The following is a 20,235-nucleotide window of genomic DNA, read 5'->3' on the forward strand; positions in this document are numbered from 1 at the left end:
CGGTCAGTCGCCGTCGGCCTGCCACAGCAGCGGGTTCTGGCTGGCACGCGCGTAGCCTTCCTCGCCCAGCAGCAGGTCCAGTGCGAGGGTGCCCAGATCGTCGGCCACCGGCTCCAGCATCGGGTCTTTTTCCAGGTACAGGATCTTGCGGTAGCTGTGGCAGTGGTCGCAGGTCTCGGCACGCACCGCACTCTCGCGCACGGCGTGGCCGGCATCGCCATCCACATCGGCCAAGGCACGGTAGGCGATGTCTTTGCCGGCGGTGCCGCATTGACTGCACTGCACGCGCACGTAATGCCACTGGCAGGCGCACAACGCGCACGACAGGTAGCGATAGGACGCATAGGGTGGGCGTGCCTGCACCACGCTCACCACCGGCAGGGTGCCGCACAACGGGCACAGCCCGGGTGCATCGGCCAGCGGCTTCAGATCGGCCGGGCGGAAGCTCTCGGCCAATACCGCCCAGTACACCTGCAGCGCCGTCATCACCAGCAGCGCAGCCACCGCATCCAGTGACGGTGCATCGTCCCGCTCCAGCACCGCGTGAGCCTGCGCATCCAGCCACGCGTCATCGGCAGCGGCAACGCGTTGCAGTTCCTGGCGGGTTTCCTCCGGGAGGCCGGCTTCATCGGCACAGTGTTGGCAAAGCGTGCGCAACCAACCGCGCCAGCGGTCGTCGAGCTTCAGGGTGTTGGCGGGACGCAGCGGCATGCCGGCGCCGGCCGCAGCGCTCGACTGTTGCGCGCGGGCCTGCACCTGCAGCGCTTCACGTTGCTGCGGCGCCAATTCATCCAGCAGCGCCTGCTGCGCATCGGCCAACGCCGCCAGCAACTGCAGGTATCCGCCGATGGCACTGTGCGTGGCCAGGCTGCGGAGGCGGGCCGCGCGATCGGCGAACAGGGACGCAGCATCGGGCAGGATGATGCGCGGAACATCGCGCGAGGCCAGCGTCTCGATTTCACCGGGTTCAAGGATGCGTTGCGCCATGCAGGGCCAGCCGGAAGAACCAGCCTCCATCCTCGCCGTTGTCGGCGCTGGCGTCCAGCGTGCTGCCGGCCATTTGAAAGGATGGGGTCAGATCCGTTTTCCAGAGGAAAACGGATCTGACCCCATCGGTCGTTGCCGTGTTCATCGTGTAGACCAAGGTCGACACCTACCAACAGCACCGGGAAACTGTCGAAGGCGGGGTGGGTCCGGTTGCGGGGGCGTGAGCCGCATGGATGCGGCGACCGAGCTTACATGGACGTACTTGCAGCGGCCTCCGCAAACGGACCCACCCCGCCATCCCCAGGAAACCCGCTTTTGCCGTTGACGTTGACGTTGATTTTGCGGGTGCAGGGCCGCAGGCCCTGCCGTCAACCCTCTCCCCGTCGCCCGCGCAGGATGTCCCGGAACCACTGCCGGTGGTGCTTGTAAGCCCACCCATAGGTCACCTTGCCCTGGGTCATCGCCCGCACCGAGCCCTTGATCCAGATCGCCGCGTAGATGTGCACCACGATCGCGCACACCAGCACCCAGCCGAACAGCGCATGGGCAAGTACCGAGAAGCGGATCACCTCGATCGGGAAGAAGTGGCTGAAGTACTGCCGCCAGATCACGAAGCCGGTCAGCAGCAGCGCCGACAGGCAACCGATGATGGCCCAGAACAGCAGCTTCTGGCCGGCATTGAAGCGCCCCACCGGCGGCAGCTTCTCGTCCTCGTTGCGCAGCACATCGCGCATGCCACGCATCCACTTGCCGTCGTCGGCGGTCGGCAGGTTGTCGCGCCACATGCGGAACGCCAGCAAGGCGAAGCCCACCACCATCGCCAGGCCGATGAACGGGTGCAGGATGCGCGTCCACGGCCCGCCGCCGAACAGCTGGGTCAGCGGGAACAGGGCAGGGTGGAACAAGGCCAGCCCGGACAGCGCGGTCAGCACGAAGCAGATCGCCACGATCCAGTGGTTGATGCGGGTCGGCGCGCGGTAGCGCACGATCTGCCGCGGGTGCGGGGCGTACTTCATGGCCGCTGCTCCTCTTCGATCTTCTTCGCCTCGTGCTCGGCCTCTTCTTCTTCCTCATCGTTCACCGTGTTGCGGCCGATGCCGATGTAATGCAGGAAGCCGGCGAAGGCGGTGGCGGCGATCGCCAGAACGCCCAGCGGCTTGGCCACGCCCTTCCACACCTCCACCATCGGGCTGATGCGCGGGTCCTTGGGCAGGTCGGCGTACAGCTCGGGCTTGTCCACGTGCTGCAGCACATACATCACGTGGGTTCCGCCGACGCCCTGCGGGTCGTACAGGCCAGCGTTTTCGTAGCCACGCGATTTCAGGTCTTCCACGCGCCCCGCGGCATGCTCGGTCATCGCCTGCTTGCTGCCGAAGGTGATCGCACCGGTCGGGCAGGTCTTCACGCAGGCCGGTTCCTGGCCCACCGCCACCCTGTCCGAACACAGCGTGCACTTGTAGGCCTTGTGGTCCTTCTTGGAAATGCGCGGCACGTCGAACGGGCAGCCGGTCACGCAGTAGCCGCAGCCGATGCAGTTCTCTTCCTGGAAGTCGACGATACCGTTGGCGTACTGGATGATCGCACCCGGTGACGGGCAGGCCTTCAGGCATCCCGGGTCGGCGCAGTGCATGCAGCCTTCCTTGCGGATCAGCCACTCCAGCTTGCCTTTCTCGTCCTCGTACTCGCGGAACTTCATCACCGTCCACGACTGGTCGCTCAGGTCGGGCGGGTTGTCATAGCTGCCAACGCAGCTGCCGACCTCGTCGCGCAGGTCGTTCCACTCCATGCAGGCGACCTGGCAGGCCTTGCAGCCGATGCACTTGCTCACATCGATCAGCTTGGCGACCTGGCCGGTGTGCGCACCACGTGCCTCCGGCGAGGGCGTGGTGGTGGCCGAGCGGCGGATGATATCCAGCGATTGCAGTGACATGGCGTGTCTCCTACACCTTCTCGACCTTGACCAGGATGCACTTCGATTCGGGCGTCTGCGAGTTGCCGTCACCGATGGCGTTGGTCAGCGTATTGGCGATGTATCCGGGCTTGGCCGCACCGAGGAAGCCCCAGTGGATCGGCACGCCCACCTGGTGCACGGTTTTGCCATCAATCTGCAGGGCCTTGATGCGCTTGGTCACCATCGCCACCGCTTCGATGTGGCCGCGCTTGGAACTGACCCGCACGCGGCTGCCGTTGTTGATGCCCAGCTCGTCGGCCAATGCCGCGCCGATCTCGACGAACTGCTCGGGCTGGATGATGGCGTTGAGCTTGCCGTGCTTGGTCCAGAAGTGGAAATGCTCGGTCAACCGGTAAGTGGTGGCCACATGCGGGAACTCATCCGGCGAACCGATCTGTGCACGATCGCTGTCGAACACACGGGCCGCCGGGTTGTTCAGCGTCAGTGCCTGGCCGGGGCTGAGCGGGTTGCTGCGCAGCGGTGTATCGAAAGGTTCGTAGTGCTCCGGGAACGGGCCCTCGGCCATGCCTGCCTTGGCGAAGAAGCGGGCAATGCCTTCCGGGTTCATGATGAACGGACCCATGCCGCCGGCGGGATCTTCGTCGGCCTTGAAGTCCGGCACGTCCACGCTGCCCCAGTTCCTGCCGTTCCAGGCGAGCAGTGTGCGCCGCGGATCGAACGGCTGGCCGGCCACGTCGCACGAGGCGCGGTTGTACATCACGCGGCGGTTGGCAGGCCACGCCCAGGCCCAGCCCAGCGTGTTGCCGATGCCGGTGGGGTCGCTGTTGTCACGCCGCGCCATCATGTTGCCGGTCGGGCCCCAGGCGCCGATGTAGATCCAGCAGCCGGAGGAGGTGCTGCCGTCGTCGCGCAGGTCGCCGAACGCGGCCAGCTGCTCGCCGGCCCTGCGCACCAGTTTGGTCGGGTCCTTCGGATCGAACACGTCGGCCAGCGCCTTGCCGTTGTATTCCATCGCCAGTTCTTCCGGCGTCGGCAGCGCCGGGTTGGAATACTTCCAGGCCAGGTCGCGCACCGGCTCCCACCACGCACCGCCGTCCTTCTCGTACATCGCTTTGATGCGATGGAACAGCTCGGACATGATCTCGATGTCGCTGCGTGCTTCGCCCGGCGGATTGGCCCCCTTCCAGTGCCACTGCAGCCAGCGTGAGGAGTTCACCACCGCGCCGTTTTCCTCGGCGAACGAGGTGGTCGGCAGGCGGAACACTTCGGTCTGGATCGTGCCCGGGTCGACGTCGTTCAACGCGCCGTGGTTCTGCCAGAACGCGATGGTCTCGGTTTCCAGCGGGTCCATGCTGACCATGAACTTCAGCTTGGAGAACGCGCTGATCAGCTTGCCCTTGTTCGGCGCCGAGGCCAGTGGGTTGAAGCCCTGGCAGATGTAACCGTGGATCTTGCCTTCGTTCATCAGCTCGTACGCCTGCAGCATGTCGTACGGCTTGTCGAGCTTGGGAAGATGGTCGAAGCACCAGTTGTTGTCGGCGGTGGCGGCGTCGCCCCACCACGATTTCATCAGGCTGACGTGGAACTTCGGGTAGTTCTGCCAGAACGACATCTGGTTGGCGCGCAGGGGCTTCTGCGTGCGCTTGGCGATGTAGGCGTCGTAGTCCTGCTCGTCCTGCTTCGGCAGGGTCAGGTAGCCGGGCAGCAGGTCGGACATCAGGCCGATGTCGGTCAGGCCCTGGATGTTGGAATGCCCGCGCAGCGCGTTCATCCCACCGCCGGCCACGCCGATGTTGCCCAGCAGCAGCTGCACCATGGTGCCGGCACGCACGTTCTGTGCGCCTACCGAGTGCTGCGTCCAGCCCAGCGCGTACAGGATGGTCATCGCCTTGTCCTTGCCGGCGGTGGACGCGATCATGTCCCAGACTTGGCGGATGCTGTCGGCCGGCGTGCCGCAGATACGTTCGACCATCTCCACGGTGTAGCGCGCGTAGTGCTGCTTGAGCAGGGTGTAGACGCAGCGCGGGTCCTTCAGCGTCGGGTCGCTGCGCACGAAACCGTCATCGCCGTACACGTAGTCCCAGCTGGAACGGTCGTAGCTGCGCTTCTCCTCGTTGTAGCCCGAATACAGGCCGTCCTTGAAGGCGAACTCGTCCTTCACCAGGAACGACATGTCGGTGTAGTTCAGCACGTACTCGTGCTGGATGCGGTCTTCTGTCAACAGATAGTTGATCAGGCCGCCCAGGAACACGATGTCGGTGCCGGTGCGGATCGGCGCGTATACGTCGGCCACCGCGGCCGAGCGGTTGAAACGCGGATCGACCACGATCAGGCGTGCCTTGTTGTGGGCCTTGGCCTCGGTCACCCATTTGAAACCGCACGGGTGTGCCTCGGCGGCATTGCCACCCATGATCAGCACCAGGTCGGCATTCTTGATGTCGACCCAGTGATTCGTCATCGCACCACGGCCTAGCGTCGGGGCAAGACCTGCCACCGTCGGGCCGTGTCAGACACGTGCCTGGTTGTCGAATGCCAACATGCCAAGGGAGCGCACGACCTTGTGGGTCAGCACCGCGGTTTCATTGCTGGTGGCCGAGGCGGCCAGCATGCCGGTGGTCAGCCAGCGGTTGACCGTCTGCCCGGCCTCGTTCTTCTGCACGAAGTTGGCATCGCGGTCTTCCTTCATCAGCCGGGCGATGCGGTCCAGCGCATCGTCCCAGCTCAGCCGCTTCCACTCGTTCGAGCCCGGCGCGCGGTACTCGGGGTAGAGCAGGCGCGACTTGCTGTGGATGATGTCGGCCAGGCCGGCACCCTTCGGGCACAGCGTGCCGCGGTTGACCGGATGGTCCGGGTCGCCCTCGATATGGAAGATGCTCGGCTCGGCGTTCTTGGCGCCATCGCCGAGGCTGTACATCAGGATGCCGCAGGCCACCGAACAGTACGTACAGGTGTTGCGGGTCTCGGTCGCGCGGGTCAGCTTGTACTGCCTGACCTCCGCGAGCGCGATGCCGGGCGCGAAGCCCATCAATGCCAGACTGGAGCCGACCAGGGTTGTCCCGGTCACTTTCAGGAACTGGCGGCGGCTCATCGAGGGCATGCCGTTCTCCTGGGATGGCGAGGAGGCGCAGGCCTCCGGGCTGTCGGTGGGTACGGCCCGGTTATAGCACAGGCCCCCGCACGCCCATGTGGCACAAGGCCCTGCACCCTGCTGGCCGGGCGCGGAAAGGGGCGCCTCTGCTAAAGTTGCGTGCCCGCACCCCGGGGAGCCGTCTGCCGGGCCTGGTTCCAGGATGTTCCGCGCAGCCCCCGCCGTCCTGGCGCGATCCTCCGCGCCGGATCTGGAACACTGAGGAAAAATTTTGCGAAATCAACCAGTTGGGTTCCGCGCATGAGCGCCCCGTCGAAGCCGTCGGACGCCGTTGCGCGCGGCACGCTGTACATCGTTGCCGCCCCCTCCGGTGCCGGCAAGAGCAGCATCGTCAATGCCACCCTGGCGCGTGATCCGCAGATCGCCCTGTCGATCTCCTTCACTTCGCGCGCGATGCGCCCGGGTGAAGTGAACGGCCAGCACTACCACTTCGTCAGTGCCGAGAAGTTCGAGCAGATGATCGCTGCCGGCGACTTCTTCGAGCATGCCTGGGTGCACGGCGACTGGAAGGGCACCGCCCGCCAGTCGGTGGAACCGCAGCTGGCTGCCGGCCAGGACGTGCTGCTGGAAATCGACTGGCAGGGCGCGCAGCAGGTACGCCAGCTGGTGCCGGGCACGGTCACCGTTTTCATCCTGCCGCCGTCCAAGCAGGCCCTGCAGGACCGCATGCGCAAGCGCGGCCAGGACAGCGAGGCGGTCATCGCCCAGCGCCTGGGTGCTGCCCGCGATGAGATGCTGCACTTCAACGAGTTCGACTACGTCATCGTCAACGAGGTGTTTGACACCGCCGTGGACGAGCTGTGTGCCATCTTCACCGCCAGCCGCCTGCGCCGGGAGGCCCAGAAGGTCCGCCACGCCGGCCTGATCCAGGCGCTGCTGACCCCTGATCCGGGCGCAACTGACTGATTCCAAAAGAATCGGGTAGGGGTTGGCTTGATTTTGTCCAGCCCCTGCCAGTACACTCCGTCCCCTTTCCCTCATTCGACTGAGCGGCCGACCGGTCGCCGGGAGCCCGTATGGCCCGCATCACCGTAGAAGATTGCCTGGAAGTCGTTAACAACCGTTTCGAACTGGTCATGATGGCTTCCAAGCGTGCCCGCCAGCTCGCCAACGGCGTGCAGGCCACGCTGGACAACAGCGAGACCGAGGACAAGCCGACCGTGCTGGCACTGCGCGAAATCGCCGCCCGCAAGATCGACAACGCGCTGATCGACGAAGTCGAGAAGGCCGAGCGTGAGCGCGCCGAGCGCGAAGCGCTGGAGTGGGCCGCCGCCGAAGTGGTCGCCGACGAAGACATGTCCAAGAACGACGATTGATCGCATCGATCAAGGTCATTGCTGGATACGCCGAACAGCCCGCCCCGTGCGGGCTGTTTCGCATTCAGGATTTGCCGTAAACGGCGCACTGGCATAGGCTTCGGGCATGAACCCAGGCCCCACTGCCAAGGTCGCCGCAGTCCCCGCTGCCGCCGTACCCGACTACGTCCTCCAGCTTGAACGCGCCGCCCACTACCTGCCGCCCGAGCAGCTGCCGCTGCTGCGCCGCGCCTGGGAAGTTGGAGCCGCCGCGCATGCTGGGCAGACGCGCAAGTCGGGCGAGCCCTATATCACCCATCCGGTGGCCGTGGCCCAGGTGCTGGCCGAGCTGGGCCTGGACGTGGAAGCGCTGATCGCCGCGATCCTGCACGACACCATCGAAGACACCCCCCTGACCCGTGAGGCGCTGGCGGCCGAGTTCGGTGAGGCCGTGGCCGAGCTGGTCGACGGCGTGACCAAGCTGGACAAGCTGAAGTTCCGCGACCGCCAGGAGGCTGCCGCCGAGAGCTTCCGCAAGATGCTGCTGGCGATGTCGCGCGACCTGCGCGTGATCATGATCAAGCTGGCCGACCGCCTGCACAACATGCGCACGCTGGGCGCGCAGAGCCGCGAGGCACGTGGCCGCATTGCCCGCGAGACGCTGGAGATCTACGCGCCCATCGCCCAGCGCCTGGGCATGAGCCTGGTCAAGAGCGAACTGCAGAACCTCGGGTTCAAGGCGCTGTATCCGTGGCGCCATGCCATCCTGGAAAAGCACATCCGCAGTCAGCCGGTGGTGCGCCGCGAGGCGCTGGCGCAGGTGGAAGTGCAGTTGTCGCAGCGCCTGGCCAAGGAGGGCATCGAGCACCGCCTGGTCAGCCGCATCAAGACGCCGTGGAGCATCTACAACAAGATGCACGAAGAGAACAAATCCTTCGATCAGGTGATGGATGTGTTCGGTTTCCGCCTGGTCGTGCGCAGCGTGCCCAGCTGCTACCACGCGCTGGGTTCGGTGCACGCTACCTTCAAGCCGCTGGATGGGCGCTTCCGCGACTTCATCGCCATTCCCAAGGCCAACGGCTACCAGTCGCTGCACACGGTGCTGTTCGGGCCGTATGGCTCGCCGATCGAAGTGCAGATCCGTACCGAGGAAATGGACCTGATCGCCGAACGCGGTGTGGCCGCGCACTGGACCTACAAGTTCGGTGGTGATTCACCCAACAGCGCACAGAGCCGCGCACATGCCTGGATCGTCGAACTGATCGACTCGCAGCGCGCTGCCGGTTCCTCGCTGGAGTTCCTCGACAACGTGAAGGTCGACCTGTTCCCGGACGAGGTCTACCTTTTCACCCCGAAGGGCAAGATCCTCGCGCTGCCGCGCAACTCCACCGCGCTCGACTTCGCCTACGCCGTGCATACCGACGTCGGCAACATGGCCGTGGCCTCGCGCGTGGACAAGAAACTGGTGCCGTTGCGGACCAAGCTGGTGTCGGGCCAGTCGGTAGAGATCATCACCGCGCGCTCGGCCACGCCGAAACCGCAGTGGCTGGAATTCGTGGTCACCAGCAAGGCACGCACCGCCATCCGCCACCAGCTCAAGCAGCTGGAGCACGAAGACGCCGTGCAGCTGGGGCATCGGATGCTGGACCGCGCGCTGGAAGCGATGGACAGCTCGCTGGAGCGGCTGCCGAAGGGACGCCTGGATGCGTTCCTGGCCGAGCACCGGTTCCCGCGCCTGGAGGCGCTGCTGGCCGAAGTTGCGCTGGGCAACTGGATGCCGACCCAGGCCGCACAGGCGCTGATGGCCTACGCCGAACTGCGGGGCGGCCCGCATTCGCGCCACCACTCGCAGGAGAAGATCCTGATCAACGGCAGCGAACGCGGCGTGGTCACCTTCGCCGGCTGCTGCCAGCCGATTCCCGGCGACGAGATCATGGGCTACCACACCGCCGGCAAGGGCATCGTGGTGCACCGCATGGACTGCCCGAACCTGGCCGAACTGCGCAAGTCACCCGAGCGCTGGGTGCCGATCGGCTGGGATACCACCGTTTCCGGGGACTACGACACCTCGCTGGTGGTGGAAGTGGAGAACGGCACCGGCGTGCTGGCGCAGCTGGCCGCGGCCATCGCGCAGAGCCACTCCAACATCGAGCGCGTGGACTACCTGGACCGCGACTTCAACGCCGCCGTGCTGGCGTTCAACATCCAGGTACGCGACCGCAACCACCTGGCCGAAGTGATGCGCCGCCTGCGCCGCCTGTCGGTCGTGCAGGCCGTGCGCCGCCAGTAACGCGAACCCGGGGTCGGATCCCTCTCCAACGGAGAGGGCTCTGACCGCATTGAATCCCGCTGCAGGTCCACGCCATTCGTGGATGCTTCCGGTAGTGCCGGCCGCTGGCCGGCAACTTCGCGGTGCTTCCGACGTTCATGAGGTTGCCGGCCAGCGGCCGGCACTACCGAAGCGGCGCAGTAGATCCACGCCATGCGTGGATGCGCGCCCACCCGGTACAATCACCGCTCTGTTTTCCCCCAAAAGCACCGGAGCGACCCATGTCCCGCCAGATCATCAACACCGAAAAGGCCCCGGCCGCCATCGGCCCGTACTCGCAGGCCGTGCGCGCCGGCAACACCGTGTATTTCTCCGGCCAGATTCCGCTCGACCCGGCCACCGGCGACATCGTCGGCGCCGGTGACGTCGAAGCGCAGGCCCGCCGCGCCTTCGACAACCTCAAGGCTGTGGCCGAAGCCGCTGGCGGCTCGCTGGACAAGGTCGTGCGTCTGGGCCTGTACCTGACCGATCTGGGCGAGTTCGCCAAGGTCAACGCGGTGATGCAGGACTACTTCCAGGCCCCGTACCCGGCCCGTTCCACCATCGAAGTCTCCGGCCTGCCGAAGGGCGCCAACTTCGAGGTTGACGCGGTGATGGTCATCGACTGACCACCACGTGGCACGCAAGGCGGCGGTCACCCCGGTCCTGTCACCGTCCGGCGAAGCATCGCTTGCGATGCTCGCCGGCGTCGGTCCGGCCGTGGCCGCCAAACTGCAGGCACGTGGCCTGGCCACCCTGCAGGATCTCTGGCTTCATCTGCCGCTGCGCTATGAAGACCGCACCCGGCTGACCCGCATCGAAGACCTGCGCAACGGCGTGCCGGCGCAGGTGGAAGGGCGGGTGGTCGCGGTCGAGCGCGGCATGCGCTACCGGCCGATGCTGAAAGTGGCGGTGGAAGACGAAGGGCAGGGCACCCTGGTGCTGCGCTTCTTCCACTTCCGCCAGCAGCAGGTCGGACAGTTCGCGGTCGGCAACCGGCTGCGCTGCTTCGGCACGCCCAAACCCGGCCATCTCGGCCTGGAAATCGTCCATCCCAGCTACCAGGTGCTGGGCCGCAACGACGATCCCGAACTCGGCGACCGCCTCGACCCGGTGTATCCCACCGTCGAAGGCGTTGGCCCGATGACCATGCGCAAGCTGATCGGCCAGGCGCTGGACCGCCTGCCCGAGGAAAGCACGTTGGAACTGCTGCCCAGTGGCTGGCTGGATGGCCTGGGCCTGCCGTCACTGCGCAGCGCGCTGCTGACCGTGCACCGGCCGCCGCCGGATGCCGACCTGGCTGCACTGGCCGCCGGGACGCATCCGGCGCAGCGCCGGCTGGCGATGGAAGAACTGCTGGCGCACCACCTCAGCCTGCGTCGCCAGCGCATTGCCCTGCAGGCACACCATGCCCCGCCGCTGGCCGGCCCCGGAAAACTGGCCAAGGCGCTGCTGAAGCAGTTGCCGTTCGCGCTGACCGGCGCACAGACGCGCGTGTTCAAGCAGATCCGCGAGGACCTCGCACGGCCCAGCCCGATGCTGCGGCTGGTGCAGGGCGATGTCGGCTCCGGCAAGACCGTGGTCGCCGCGCTGGCTGCCATGCTGGCGGTGGAGCAGGGCAAGCAGGTGGCACTGGCTGCCCCCACCGAACTGCTGGCTGAGCAGCATCTCAACAACCTGCGCGGCTGGCTGGAACCGCTCGGCGTGCACATCGCGTGGCTGGCCGGCAAGGTCACCGGCAAGGCGCGCGCCAAGGTGATGGAACAGGTCGCCACCGGCGAAGCGCAGGTGGTGGTGGGCACCCATGCGCTGATGCAGGAGGCGGTGGTGTTCCAGGATCTGGCCCTGGCCATCGTCGACGAGCAGCACCGCTTCGGCGTGCACCAGCGGTTGGCGCTGCGCGACAAGGGCGCGGGCGGCAACAGCGTGCCGCACCAGCTGGTGATGACCGCCACGCCGATTCCGCGGACGCTGGCGATGTCCGAATACGCCGATCTGGATGTCTCGGCCATCGATGAACTGCCGCCGGGCCGCACACCGGTGCAGACCGTCGCATTGAACAACGATCGCCGCCCGGAACTGATCGAGCGCATCGCCCTGGCCTGCCAGGAAGGGCGGCAGGTGTACTGGGTGTGCACGCTCATCGAGGAAAGCGAAGAACTGGATGCCACCCCGGCCCAGGCCACCTACGAATCGCTGCAGGCGCTGCTGCCCGGCGTGCGCGTGGGGCTGGTGCATGGCCGGCTGAAAGCAGCCGAGAAGCTGGCGACGATGGTCGCGTTCAAGGCCGGCGACATCGACCTGCTGGTAGCCACCACCGTGATCGAGGTCGGCGTCGACGTGCCCAACGCGTCGCTGATGGTGATCGAGAACGCCGAGCGCCTGGGCTTGGCCCAGCTGCACCAGCTGCGTGGCCGCGTCGGCCGTGGTTCGGCGGTATCGCGCTGCGTGCTGCTGTACCAGGCACCGCTTTCGCAGATGGCGCGCGAGCGCCTGCAGACCATGCGCGAAACCAACGATGGTTTCGTCATCGCCGAGAAGGATCTGGAACTGCGCGGGCCCGGCGAACTGCTGGGCACCCGGCAGACGGGCCTGGCCGGTTTCCGCATTGCCGATCTGGCCCGCGATGCCGGCCTGCTGCCGGGCGTGCATGCGCTGGCAGAACGCCTGCTGGCGCAGCAGCCCGCGCTGGCCGATCGTGTGGTGCAGCGCTGGATCGGCACCGCCGTGCGTTACGCCTCGGCCTAATGCCGCCTTGGTGGGTGTGGACCTTGGTCCACACATCCACGCATGGCGTAGATCTACATCGCGCTGCGCGCGGGAGTCGAGCAAGGCTCGACTCTACAGACAGCGCTTTCGATCATTTCCATGTTCATCCACGCATTGCGTGGATGTGTCGACCAAGGTCGACACCTACCAACATCCGCCGTTCCGACAGACCGCGGAAATCTGTCGAAGGCGGGGTGGGTCCGGTTGCGGGGGTGTCCGCGGCATGGATGCCGCGGCCAAGCCCCCAAGGACGGGTTTACGGCGTCCCCCGCAACCGGACCCACCCCGCCATCCCCCAGAAAACCAGCTTTTGACGTTGCCGTTGCTCCTGCCTCTGCGGGTGCAGGGCGCAGCCCTGCCGACCCCCGTACTTGCAACGGTCATCATCCCGGTCCACACTTCGTTGCCGATCTGAAGACGGCAACGATGACCCACAAGATCCCCCTGTTGATCGACACCGACCCTGGTGTGGACGACGCCCTGGCCCTGCTGATGGCCTTTGCCGATGAACGGCATGACGTGGTCGCCCTGACCATCGCCGCCGGCAATGTCGGCCTGCAGTACACCGTCCGCAACGCCCTCAAGCTCTGCGACATCGTCGGCCGCGCCGACGTGCCGGTGTTTGCCGGCAGCCCGGATCCGCTGCTGCATCCGTCCGTCGACGCCGCCCACGTGCATGGCCGTGATGGTTATGGCGATGTGGACCTGCCACCGCCGAGCCGCGAGGCTGAAGCCGAACACGCCGCGCTGGCGATCCTGCGCCTGTCGCACGAACACGCCGGCGAACTGATGCTGGTGATGCTCGGCCCGCTGACCAACCTGGCGCTGGCGCTGAAGCTCGATCCGACCCTGCCCCAGCGCATCAAGCGCATCGTGGTGATGGGGGGCGCAGTCACCTGCCGCGGCAACATCATCCCCGCCGCCGAATTCAACATCGCCTTCGACCCGGAAGCCGCGCATGTGGTGTTCACCGCGTTCCCGCACCTGCTGGTGTCGGACTGGGAAGCCACCGTTGCCCATGGCCTGCCGTTGACCGAAGCCGAGCAGTGGCTGGGCGCAGATTCCGATCGCGCCCGCTTCTACGAGCTGATCTCGCGCAAGACCCGCGGCCTGTCCGAAGACAGCAAGGGCGGCCGCTGGTACACCGCCGACGCACTGGCCATGGCCTGGGCGCTGAACCCGGAAGGGCAGCTGCAGGTGGAGTCGCGGCCGCTGAACGTGGAGCTGAACGGTACGTTCAGCCGCGGTGCCACCATCGTCGACTGGAACCGCCAGACCGGCCAGCCGGACAACTGCGATCTGCTGATGGCCTACGACCAGGCGCGCTTCGAGGCCCTGGTGCGCCAGGCGTTGGGCGCCGCCTGAGCCGGATGCCGGCAACCGGTTGCCCCGAGGGGCAACCGGTGCTTATAATGCCGCTCTTGACCACCAGCCCATTTACGGTGTGAGCCCATGAAGGCCGATATCCATCCGAACTACCGCGACGTCGTCTTCCATGACGTCACCTCCGATTTCAAGATCCTGACCCGCTCGACCATGAGCACGAAGGAAACCATCAAGTGGGAAGACGGCAACGACTACCCGCTGGTGAAGGTTGAAATTTCCTCTGCTTCGCACCCGTTCTACACGGGCAAGCACAAGGTCATCGATACCTCGGGCCGCATCGACAAGTTCCAGAAGCGCTACGCGCGCTGATCTGTCGATCCAGCTTCGAACCGACGGCCGCGCTCTGCGCGGCCGTTTGTTTTTCCCCAACGCCAACCCAACGGGCGTTTGGATGGACGGAACACTGCGTTCGGGTGACAACGCTTTTGCCGATCCGGGCCGCTCAACGGCCGGCGTCTGGCCGCCTGTCGTCTACGACTTCTGTCTAGCGCCGGGCAAATGCTGCTGTGCGATAATGGCGTGATCCCCGGCACAGGCCGAGGACGTCATTCACGTGCCTGACCAATGCGCTTGGGCAGGCGCCTTCCCATGAAGGAGCGCACACAGTGTCCGATCTTGATCAGGTCACGCTCAACGCCGGCGATAAGTCGGTCGTTCTGCCCGTCATCAAACCCACCCTTGGCAACGACTGCGTCGACATCGCGAAGCTGACCAAGGAAACGGGGTACTTCACCTACGATTCCGGTTTCACCGCGACGGCCAGCTGCAAGTCCGCCATCACCTACATCGACGGCGACAAGGGCGTGCTGCTGTACCGCGGCTACCCGATCGAACAGTTGTCGGAAAAGTCGAGCTACGTCGAAGTGGCCTACCTGCTGATCAACGGCGAGCGCCCGAGCGCCGAGCAGCTGAAGGCCTTCACCGACGAGCTGGCTGCCGAAGCCAACGTCGATGAGTCGATCAACACCCTGATCGGCAGCTTCGCCAAGGATGCCCATCCGATGGCGATCCTGACCGCCGCCATCGCGCAGCTGTCGGGCATCTACCACGCCTCGCTGGACCTGTCCGACGCCGAACAGCGCCGCCAGGCCGCCGTGCGCCTGATCGCCAAGGTGCCGACCCTGTCGGCGCTGATCTACCGCCACGGCAAGGGCCTGCCGGCCAACAAGCCGGACACCTCGCTGGACTACGTCAGCCGCTTCCTGAAGCAGACCTTCGAGTCGGCTGATGGCCAGTACGATCTGAACCCGGACGTGGTCAAGGCGCTGGACCTGCTGTTCATCCTGCACGCCGACCACGAGCAGAACGCCTCGACCTCGACCGTGCGCCTGGTCGGTTCGACCGGTGCCAACCCGTACGCGTCGGTCGCCGCTGGCGTCACCGCGCTGTGGGGTCCGGCCCACGGCGGCGCCAACGAAGCCGTGCTGAAGATGCTGGAAGAGATCGGCAGCGCCGACAACGTCGAGTCCGCCGTGGTCAAGGCCAAGGACAAGACCTCCGGCTTCCGCCTGATGGGCTTCGGCCACCGCGTCTACAAGAACTTCGATCCGCGCGCCAAGGTCATCGGTGAGATGACCAGCAAGGTGCTCAAGCAGCTGGGCGTGCAGGATCCGCTGCTGGACGTGGCCGTCAAGCTGGAACAGGCCGCGCTGCAGGACGAGTACTTCGTCGCCCGCAAGCTGTACCCGAACGTCGATTTCTACAGCGGCATCATCTACAAGGCGCTGCAGATCCCGACCGAGATGTTCACCGTCATGTTCGCCCTCGGCCGCACCTCCGGCTGGGTGTCGCATTGGCTGGAACAGCAGGTCGACCCGGAAATGAAGATCGGCCGTCCGCGCCAGGTCTACACCGGCAGCGACGTGCGCGACTACCAGGGCTGATCGCCCGCGTAGGTTGTGCCAAGAACGCCCCGCATCCGCGGGGCGTTTTTTTTTTGCTTCGGCTCTGGTGGATGCCAACCTTGGTTGGCACGCTTTCGACACTCGGGAAAAATCATCCACGCGTGGCATGGATCTACCGCGTTCCCGCTTTTTGGTAGGTGCCAACCTTGGTTGGCACGCTCTTCACCGCGCCAAGACCGCGTGATTCAAGGGTCTCGCCAGCTTCACAAGCGCTCGCGCAGCCTCAGGACGCCAGCTGCACCCGCAGCACTGATACGGAGCATCCACCCCATGAGTACCCGATTCGATCCACCCGAGCGCGGCCCGCTCGGTCCCGACGTCGCCGCTGTCGTTACCGCACCCATCGTGCCGCCCACCAGCGAAAGCGCAGTGTCCTGGGGCGCGATCCTGGCCGGCGCCGTTGCCGCCGCTGCACTGTCCCTCATCCTGCTCATCCTGGGTGTAGGCCTTGGTCTGTCCTCGGTGTCACCGTGGTCGTTCGAAGGCGTCAGCAAGGAAACCTTCGGCTGGTCCAGCATCATCTGGCTGACCTTCACCGCGCTGGCCGCTTCCGGCCTGGGTGGTTATCTGGCCGGTCGCCTGCGCACCAAGTGGACGCAGCTGCACGGCGATGAAACCTACTTCCGCGACACCGCGCACGGCTTCGTGTCCTGGGCTGTGGCGACTCTGCTCACTGCTGGCCTGTTGACCTCGGTCATCGGTGGCGTGCTGGGCGCCGGCGCAAAGGTTGCCGGTGCGACCGCAGGCGCCGCTGCCACCACTGCCGGTGCTGCCGTGGCCGGAGCTGGCAGCGCTGCTGCAGGCGCACCGGAGAGCGACCTCAACTACTGGGTGGATTCGCTGTTCCGCAGTGCCACCACGGCGGGCCCGGACGCTGCCGGTGCACCTCCGGTTGCGCCGGCAGCGGGCGCAGCGCCGGGTACCAGCCCGATGGACCCTGCCGCACCGCCGCCGCCCCCGGCCGCCGCCAGCGTTGGCCCACGTGACGCCCGCACGGCCCCGCCGCCGCCGCGACCGATGCCGGGCAATGGCCCGATGGGCGACCGCCGCGAAGTCCGTGCCGAAGTGAACCGCATCATCGTCAACAGTCTGCAGGGGGATGGCCTGGACCCGGCCGATACCCAGTACCTGTCGCAGCTGATCGCGCGCGAGACGGGCATGAGCCCGGCCGAAGCGCAGGCCCGTGTGACCGACGTGCAGACCCGCATGCGTGCTGCGCTGGAGAAGGCCAAGACCACCGCCAAGCAGGCTGCCGACGATGCCCGCAAGGCAACGGCCTATGCCGCGCTGTGGCTGTTCATCACCCTGCTGATCGGCGCGTTCTTCGCCAGCCTCAGCGCCACCTGGGGCGGCCGTCGCCGCGACCTGTAACCCGCATCTGATGCAAGGAGACCTGCCATGAAAACGCTTCTGCTCTGGTTCTTGGGCGTGCCGATTCCGCTGTTGATCCTGTACGCGATCTTCTTCTGAGGTCGTGTCGTTGAGTGAGATCCATCAGGCCGCCGCGAGGCGGCCTGATGCCATCCAGTTGCGCATGGACATTTACAGCGTCGAGCCACGCTCGACCCACGCGCGCAGCGCACACAACAGCCAATCACCGGCCCAGTACTACGCCTCTGCGTACCGGCTCGGCGAACACCCCAGCACACGCCGGAAGGCAGCGGAAAACGCGCTCGGGCTTGCATAGCCCAGGTCCAATGCCACACGCGTCACCGCCTGGCCCTGTCCCAGCCGCTCGATGGCCACCAGCAGGCACACCTGCTGCCGCCACTCGGCAAAACCCACCCCGGTATTGGCGCGGAACAGGCGCGTGAACGTGCGCCGGCTCATGCCTGCTTCGGCAGCAACGTCATCGAGGCGGGCTCTCAGCGAAGGAACGTCGAGCAATGCGCGGCAGACACGTGCGAGACGTGCATCGGCGGGCAGCGGTGCATGCAGGGAAAGTGTCGGCATCGATGCGATTTCCGCCACCAGCAGCTGCATCAGTTTGCCTGCGCGCCCGTCTTCGTCGTACAGCGGGGGCAGGTCCACCGCCGCCTCCAGCAGCTGCTGCAATAGCGCAGAGACCGCGTACACCCGGCAGTGCGGCGGCAGCGCCACTGCGTCGGCCACCTCGGCGGAGAGAAAGGCGTTGAGCATCGTCACTGGCCCGCGCATGGTCATCTCATGCGTCAGGCCTGCAGGCACCCAGCAGGCGCGCCGTGGGGGAACCAGCCACCGCCCCTGCGGCGTGGCCACACTGATGGTGCCGCGCGCAGCGAACGCGAACTGCCCGCGCCGATGGGCATGGCGGGGAAACGTGAACTCGGCTGCGTAGTCGTTCGAGGTGACCACGACATCGCGTGGCAGGTCTTCGTAGGGTTCAAGCAGCGAATTGCGCATGGCCCGGATTCTATAGCGATTGACCCGTCATCGACGGTGGGCCGGATCCGCGCTGTCTAGCATCAACGCTCCCCTCAGCTGTAATGGAGCCACATGACCAATACTTTCCATCGCGTGGGACACGGACCCCATGCTGTCCTGGTGCTGCACGGCTGGTTCGGCGACGCGCACGCGTTCGAGCCCATCGAGCCATGGCTGTCGCGCGACGACTTCAGCTACATCTTCATGGACTGTCGTGGCTACGGCGGCATGCGCGATGTACGGGGGGCCTATACCATCGGCGAGATTGCGTCCGATGCATTGGATCTGATGACCGCCCTGGGCCACGAGCGCTTCAGCGTGGCAGGTCATTCGATGGGCGGCGTGGCCATTGAACGCATGGCCGTGCTTGCGCCGGAAAGGGTACGCGGCATGGTGGCCATTGCGCCGGTGCCATGCGGCGGCATTGTCTACGACGCCGCGACGCGAAGCCTGCTTGAAACGGCAGCCGGGGACGTAGGCGTGCGTCGGACCATCATCGATCGCAGTACCGGCGGACGGCTGCCGGCGCAATGGCTCGACTGGAAGGCCGCGTATTCGGCGGCACATGCTTCACCTGCAGCATTTGCCGCCTATCTTCCAGCATGGGCGGATACCGATTTCAGCAATGAGATCGTCGGCAATCATTGGTTGAAGGTGCTGGTGGGTGGGCACGATCCCACCTTCAACCGCGCACTGATGCAGCGCACCTATCTGCGCCGCTACCGGCAGGCCACGATGGAGGTCCTGCGGGATGCCGGGCATTACCCGATGAACGAGACGCCGCTGGCCCTGGTGGCGGCCATGGAATCGTTCCTGAAAGAGGCGTCGGGTTCGGGATGAATGGTTTCTGACACGGGATGTCGTTTTCACATCTTTTCGGATCTATTGCATGGGCATCACATTCGAGGCGATAGAAGCTGAGGGCACATATCCCTGCATGGAGACCCCCATGAACCGACGACTCACCCTTGCGCTCATCGCCACCTCCTTGAGCCTGCCCAGCGCTGGCGCCTTCGCCCAGTACACCGGCCCGGGCGCCACCAGTGCCGTCACCACGGTTGCCGAGGCGCGCGACCAGCGTGACGATCAGCCGGTGGTGCTGCAGGGCACGCTGGTGGCCAAGATCGGCCACGAGCGCTACCGCTTCAAGGACGCTACCGGCGAGATCGATGTGGAAATCGACGACAAGGATCTGCCCAGCCACCAGGCCGTCAGCGCGACCACCGTGGTGGAACTGCACGGTGAAGTGGATACGCACCGCTTCAAGCCCACCGACATCGACGTGGATCATGTGCGGATCGTCGGCACGCGTTGAGGCGACGGTAGTGCGCGCGTGCGTCGAGCATTGTGCACTTCTACGAAGGGCATCTCCCGCAATGAGGGTTGTTGCAAACGCGGTATGAGGAAGATTGCATAACCCCTAAACATTGAGTGAATTCAAGGATTCTTCTTAACGTTCAGTTATTTAGGAATCCTTGAATGGTCAGCGTGCGGTAGGCCTACCTACCATTCTCTCCGTCGCCCGCCCCCACGCAGGCGGGTGATGCCTCCGCACTGGAGGCCTCATATCCCACCGTCCGAGAGAGACACCATGAACTCCATCCTGAAGAAGGCCGCGCTCGCTGCAGCGCTGGCTACCGTTTCGCTGTCCGCCAATGCATTCGATGCCGACATCAAGGTCTGGGCCGACGTCGATCCGACCCTGGCCCTGCTCAAGGCCGATGGCACTGCGCTGGATTCGGTGGTCAACATGGTCCACAACCCGGTCAGCGGCCTGGTGCCCTGGTCGCAGCAGGTGCGCATCTACTCCAACGATGAAAGCAAGGACATCGAAGTGCGTGTTGGCAGCACCCCGCAGCTGCTCAACACCGATGGTGGCGGCGCGCCGGTGCCGCTGACCGTCAGCCTCAATGGCAGGGCGCTGACCGTGGCGGCGCAGGATTTCTCCGCAACCGATCTGTTTGATGGCGCCATGCCCGGTGCGTCGATCCCGATGGCGCTGCGCATCGCGCAGACCAGCCCGGCGCCGATCACCCGCGGTGGCCGCTACGAAGGCATCGTCACCATCGCCATGCAGCAGAAGACCACCAGCCCGTAAGGCACCCGCGCCGGCCCGCTTGCCG

The 20,235-nt window shown here is 65.8% G+C and carries 18 protein-coding genes; 12 read left to right on the plus strand and 6 right to left on the minus strand.

Annotated elements, in window-relative coordinates:
• Positions 1-3 precede the first annotated feature (3 nt).
• The 5 genes from fdhE to fdnG form a co-directional block, all read right to left on the minus strand.
• Entirely contained in the window at positions 4-987 is a 984-nt protein-coding gene (gene fdhE / locus AC13GA_RS14785) for a formate dehydrogenase accessory protein FdhE (protein ID WP_482998421.1), read from the minus strand.
• On the minus strand, positions 968-1,153 hold the full coding sequence (locus tag AC13GA_RS14790; RefSeq protein ID WP_482998422.1) for a hypothetical protein: 186 nt from the start codon (positions 1,151-1,153) through the stop codon (positions 968-970). Before AC13GA_RS14790 ends, fdhE begins: the two co-directional genes overlap by 20 nt.
• A gap of 202 nt (positions 1,154-1,355) precedes the next feature.
• Positions 1,356-2,003 carry a formate dehydrogenase subunit gamma gene (locus tag AC13GA_RS14795; RefSeq protein ID WP_482998423.1) on the minus strand — a complete coding sequence of 216 codons (648 nt, stop codon included), beginning with the start codon at positions 2,001-2,003 and terminating at the stop codon, positions 1,356-1,358.
• Complete coding sequence (gene fdxH, locus AC13GA_RS14800; RefSeq protein ID WP_006389637.1) at positions 2,000-2,917, minus strand: formate dehydrogenase subunit beta; 918 nt, start codon at positions 2,915-2,917, stop codon at positions 2,000-2,002. Before fdxH ends, AC13GA_RS14795 begins: the two co-directional genes overlap by 4 nt.
• A 10-nt stretch (positions 2,918-2,927) precedes the next feature.
• Positions 2,928-5,996 (minus strand): formate dehydrogenase-N subunit alpha, encoded by a 3,069-nt coding sequence (gene fdnG, locus AC13GA_RS14805; protein WP_482998424.1) that lies wholly within the window; start codon positions 5,994-5,996, stop codon positions 2,928-2,930.
• Positions 5,997-6,287: 291 nt separating this feature from the next.
• Here fdnG and gmk point away from each other — a divergent pair, with 291 nt between their 5' ends.
• The 9 genes from gmk (at position 6,288) to AC13GA_RS14850 (ending at position 17,080) form a co-directional block, all read left to right on the plus strand.
• Positions 6,288-6,953: a guanylate kinase gene (gmk, locus tag AC13GA_RS14810; protein WP_005410878.1), complete on the plus strand. Its 666-nt coding sequence runs from the start codon at positions 6,288-6,290 to the stop codon at positions 6,951-6,953.
• Positions 6,954-7,063: 110 nt separating this feature from the next.
• A complete protein-coding gene (rpoZ, locus tag AC13GA_RS14815; protein WP_005410877.1) occupies positions 7,064-7,363 on the plus strand; it encodes a DNA-directed RNA polymerase subunit omega in 300 nt (99 codons plus the stop codon).
• 106 nt (positions 7,364-7,469) lie between these two features.
• On the plus strand, positions 7,470-9,632 hold the full coding sequence (locus AC13GA_RS14820) for a RelA/SpoT family protein (RefSeq protein ID WP_046987317.1): 2,163 nt from the start codon (positions 7,470-7,472) through the stop codon (positions 9,630-9,632).
• A gap of 260 nt (positions 9,633-9,892) precedes the next feature.
• Positions 9,893-10,279: a RidA family protein gene (locus AC13GA_RS14825; protein WP_005410875.1), complete on the plus strand. Its 387-nt coding sequence runs from the start codon at positions 9,893-9,895 to the stop codon at positions 10,277-10,279.
• 7 nt (positions 10,280-10,286) lie between these two features.
• The gene (gene recG, locus AC13GA_RS14830) at positions 10,287-12,398 is read left to right on the plus strand and encodes an ATP-dependent DNA helicase RecG (protein WP_482998425.1); all 2,112 of its coding nucleotides are present in this window, start codon (positions 10,287-10,289) and stop codon (positions 12,396-12,398) included.
• A 447-nt stretch (positions 12,399-12,845) separates the two neighbouring features.
• Complete coding sequence (locus AC13GA_RS14835) at positions 12,846-13,784, plus strand: nucleoside hydrolase (protein ID WP_482998426.1); 939 nt, start codon at positions 12,846-12,848, stop codon at positions 13,782-13,784.
• Positions 13,785-13,871: 87 nt separating this feature from the next.
• Entirely contained in the window at positions 13,872-14,114 is a 243-nt protein-coding gene (locus AC13GA_RS14840) for a type B 50S ribosomal protein L31 (protein WP_006389217.1), read from the plus strand.
• Positions 14,115-14,410: 296 nt separating this feature from the next.
• Positions 14,411-15,688, plus strand: coding sequence for a citrate synthase (locus AC13GA_RS14845; RefSeq protein WP_032127838.1), 1,278 nt, complete (start codon positions 14,411-14,413; stop codon positions 15,686-15,688).
• 291 nt (positions 15,689-15,979) lie between these two features.
• The gene (locus AC13GA_RS14850; RefSeq protein ID WP_478432585.1) at positions 15,980-17,080 is read left to right on the plus strand and encodes a hypothetical protein; all 1,101 of its coding nucleotides are present in this window, start codon (positions 15,980-15,982) and stop codon (positions 17,078-17,080) included.
• Positions 17,081-17,317: 237 nt separating this feature from the next.
• Here the strand turns inward: AC13GA_RS14850 and AC13GA_RS14855 are convergent, their stop codons facing one another.
• Positions 17,318-18,091 (minus strand): AraC family transcriptional regulator, encoded by a 774-nt coding sequence (locus AC13GA_RS14855; RefSeq protein WP_482998427.1) that lies wholly within the window; start codon positions 18,089-18,091, stop codon positions 17,318-17,320.
• 93 nt (positions 18,092-18,184) lie between these two features.
• Between AC13GA_RS14855 and AC13GA_RS14860 the strand changes: the two genes are divergently transcribed.
• The 3 genes from AC13GA_RS14860 to AC13GA_RS14870 all read left to right on the plus strand — a co-directional run bounded on the left by AC13GA_RS14860 (position 18,185) and on the right by AC13GA_RS14870 (position 20,210).
• Complete coding sequence (locus tag AC13GA_RS14860) at positions 18,185-18,952, plus strand: alpha/beta fold hydrolase (protein ID WP_482998428.1); 768 nt, start codon at positions 18,185-18,187, stop codon at positions 18,950-18,952.
• A 109-nt stretch (positions 18,953-19,061) separates the two neighbouring features.
• Positions 19,062-19,427: a NirD/YgiW/YdeI family stress tolerance protein gene (locus AC13GA_RS14865; protein ID WP_482998429.1), complete on the plus strand. Its 366-nt coding sequence runs from the start codon at positions 19,062-19,064 to the stop codon at positions 19,425-19,427.
• 276 nt (positions 19,428-19,703) lie between these two features.
• Complete coding sequence (locus tag AC13GA_RS14870) at positions 19,704-20,210, plus strand: CS1 type fimbrial major subunit (protein WP_107380324.1); 507 nt, start codon at positions 19,704-19,706, stop codon at positions 20,208-20,210.
• The last annotated feature ends 25 nt before the right edge of the window (positions 20,211-20,235 follow it).

Source organism: Stenotrophomonas sp. 22DLJC03, assembly GCF_056861405.1.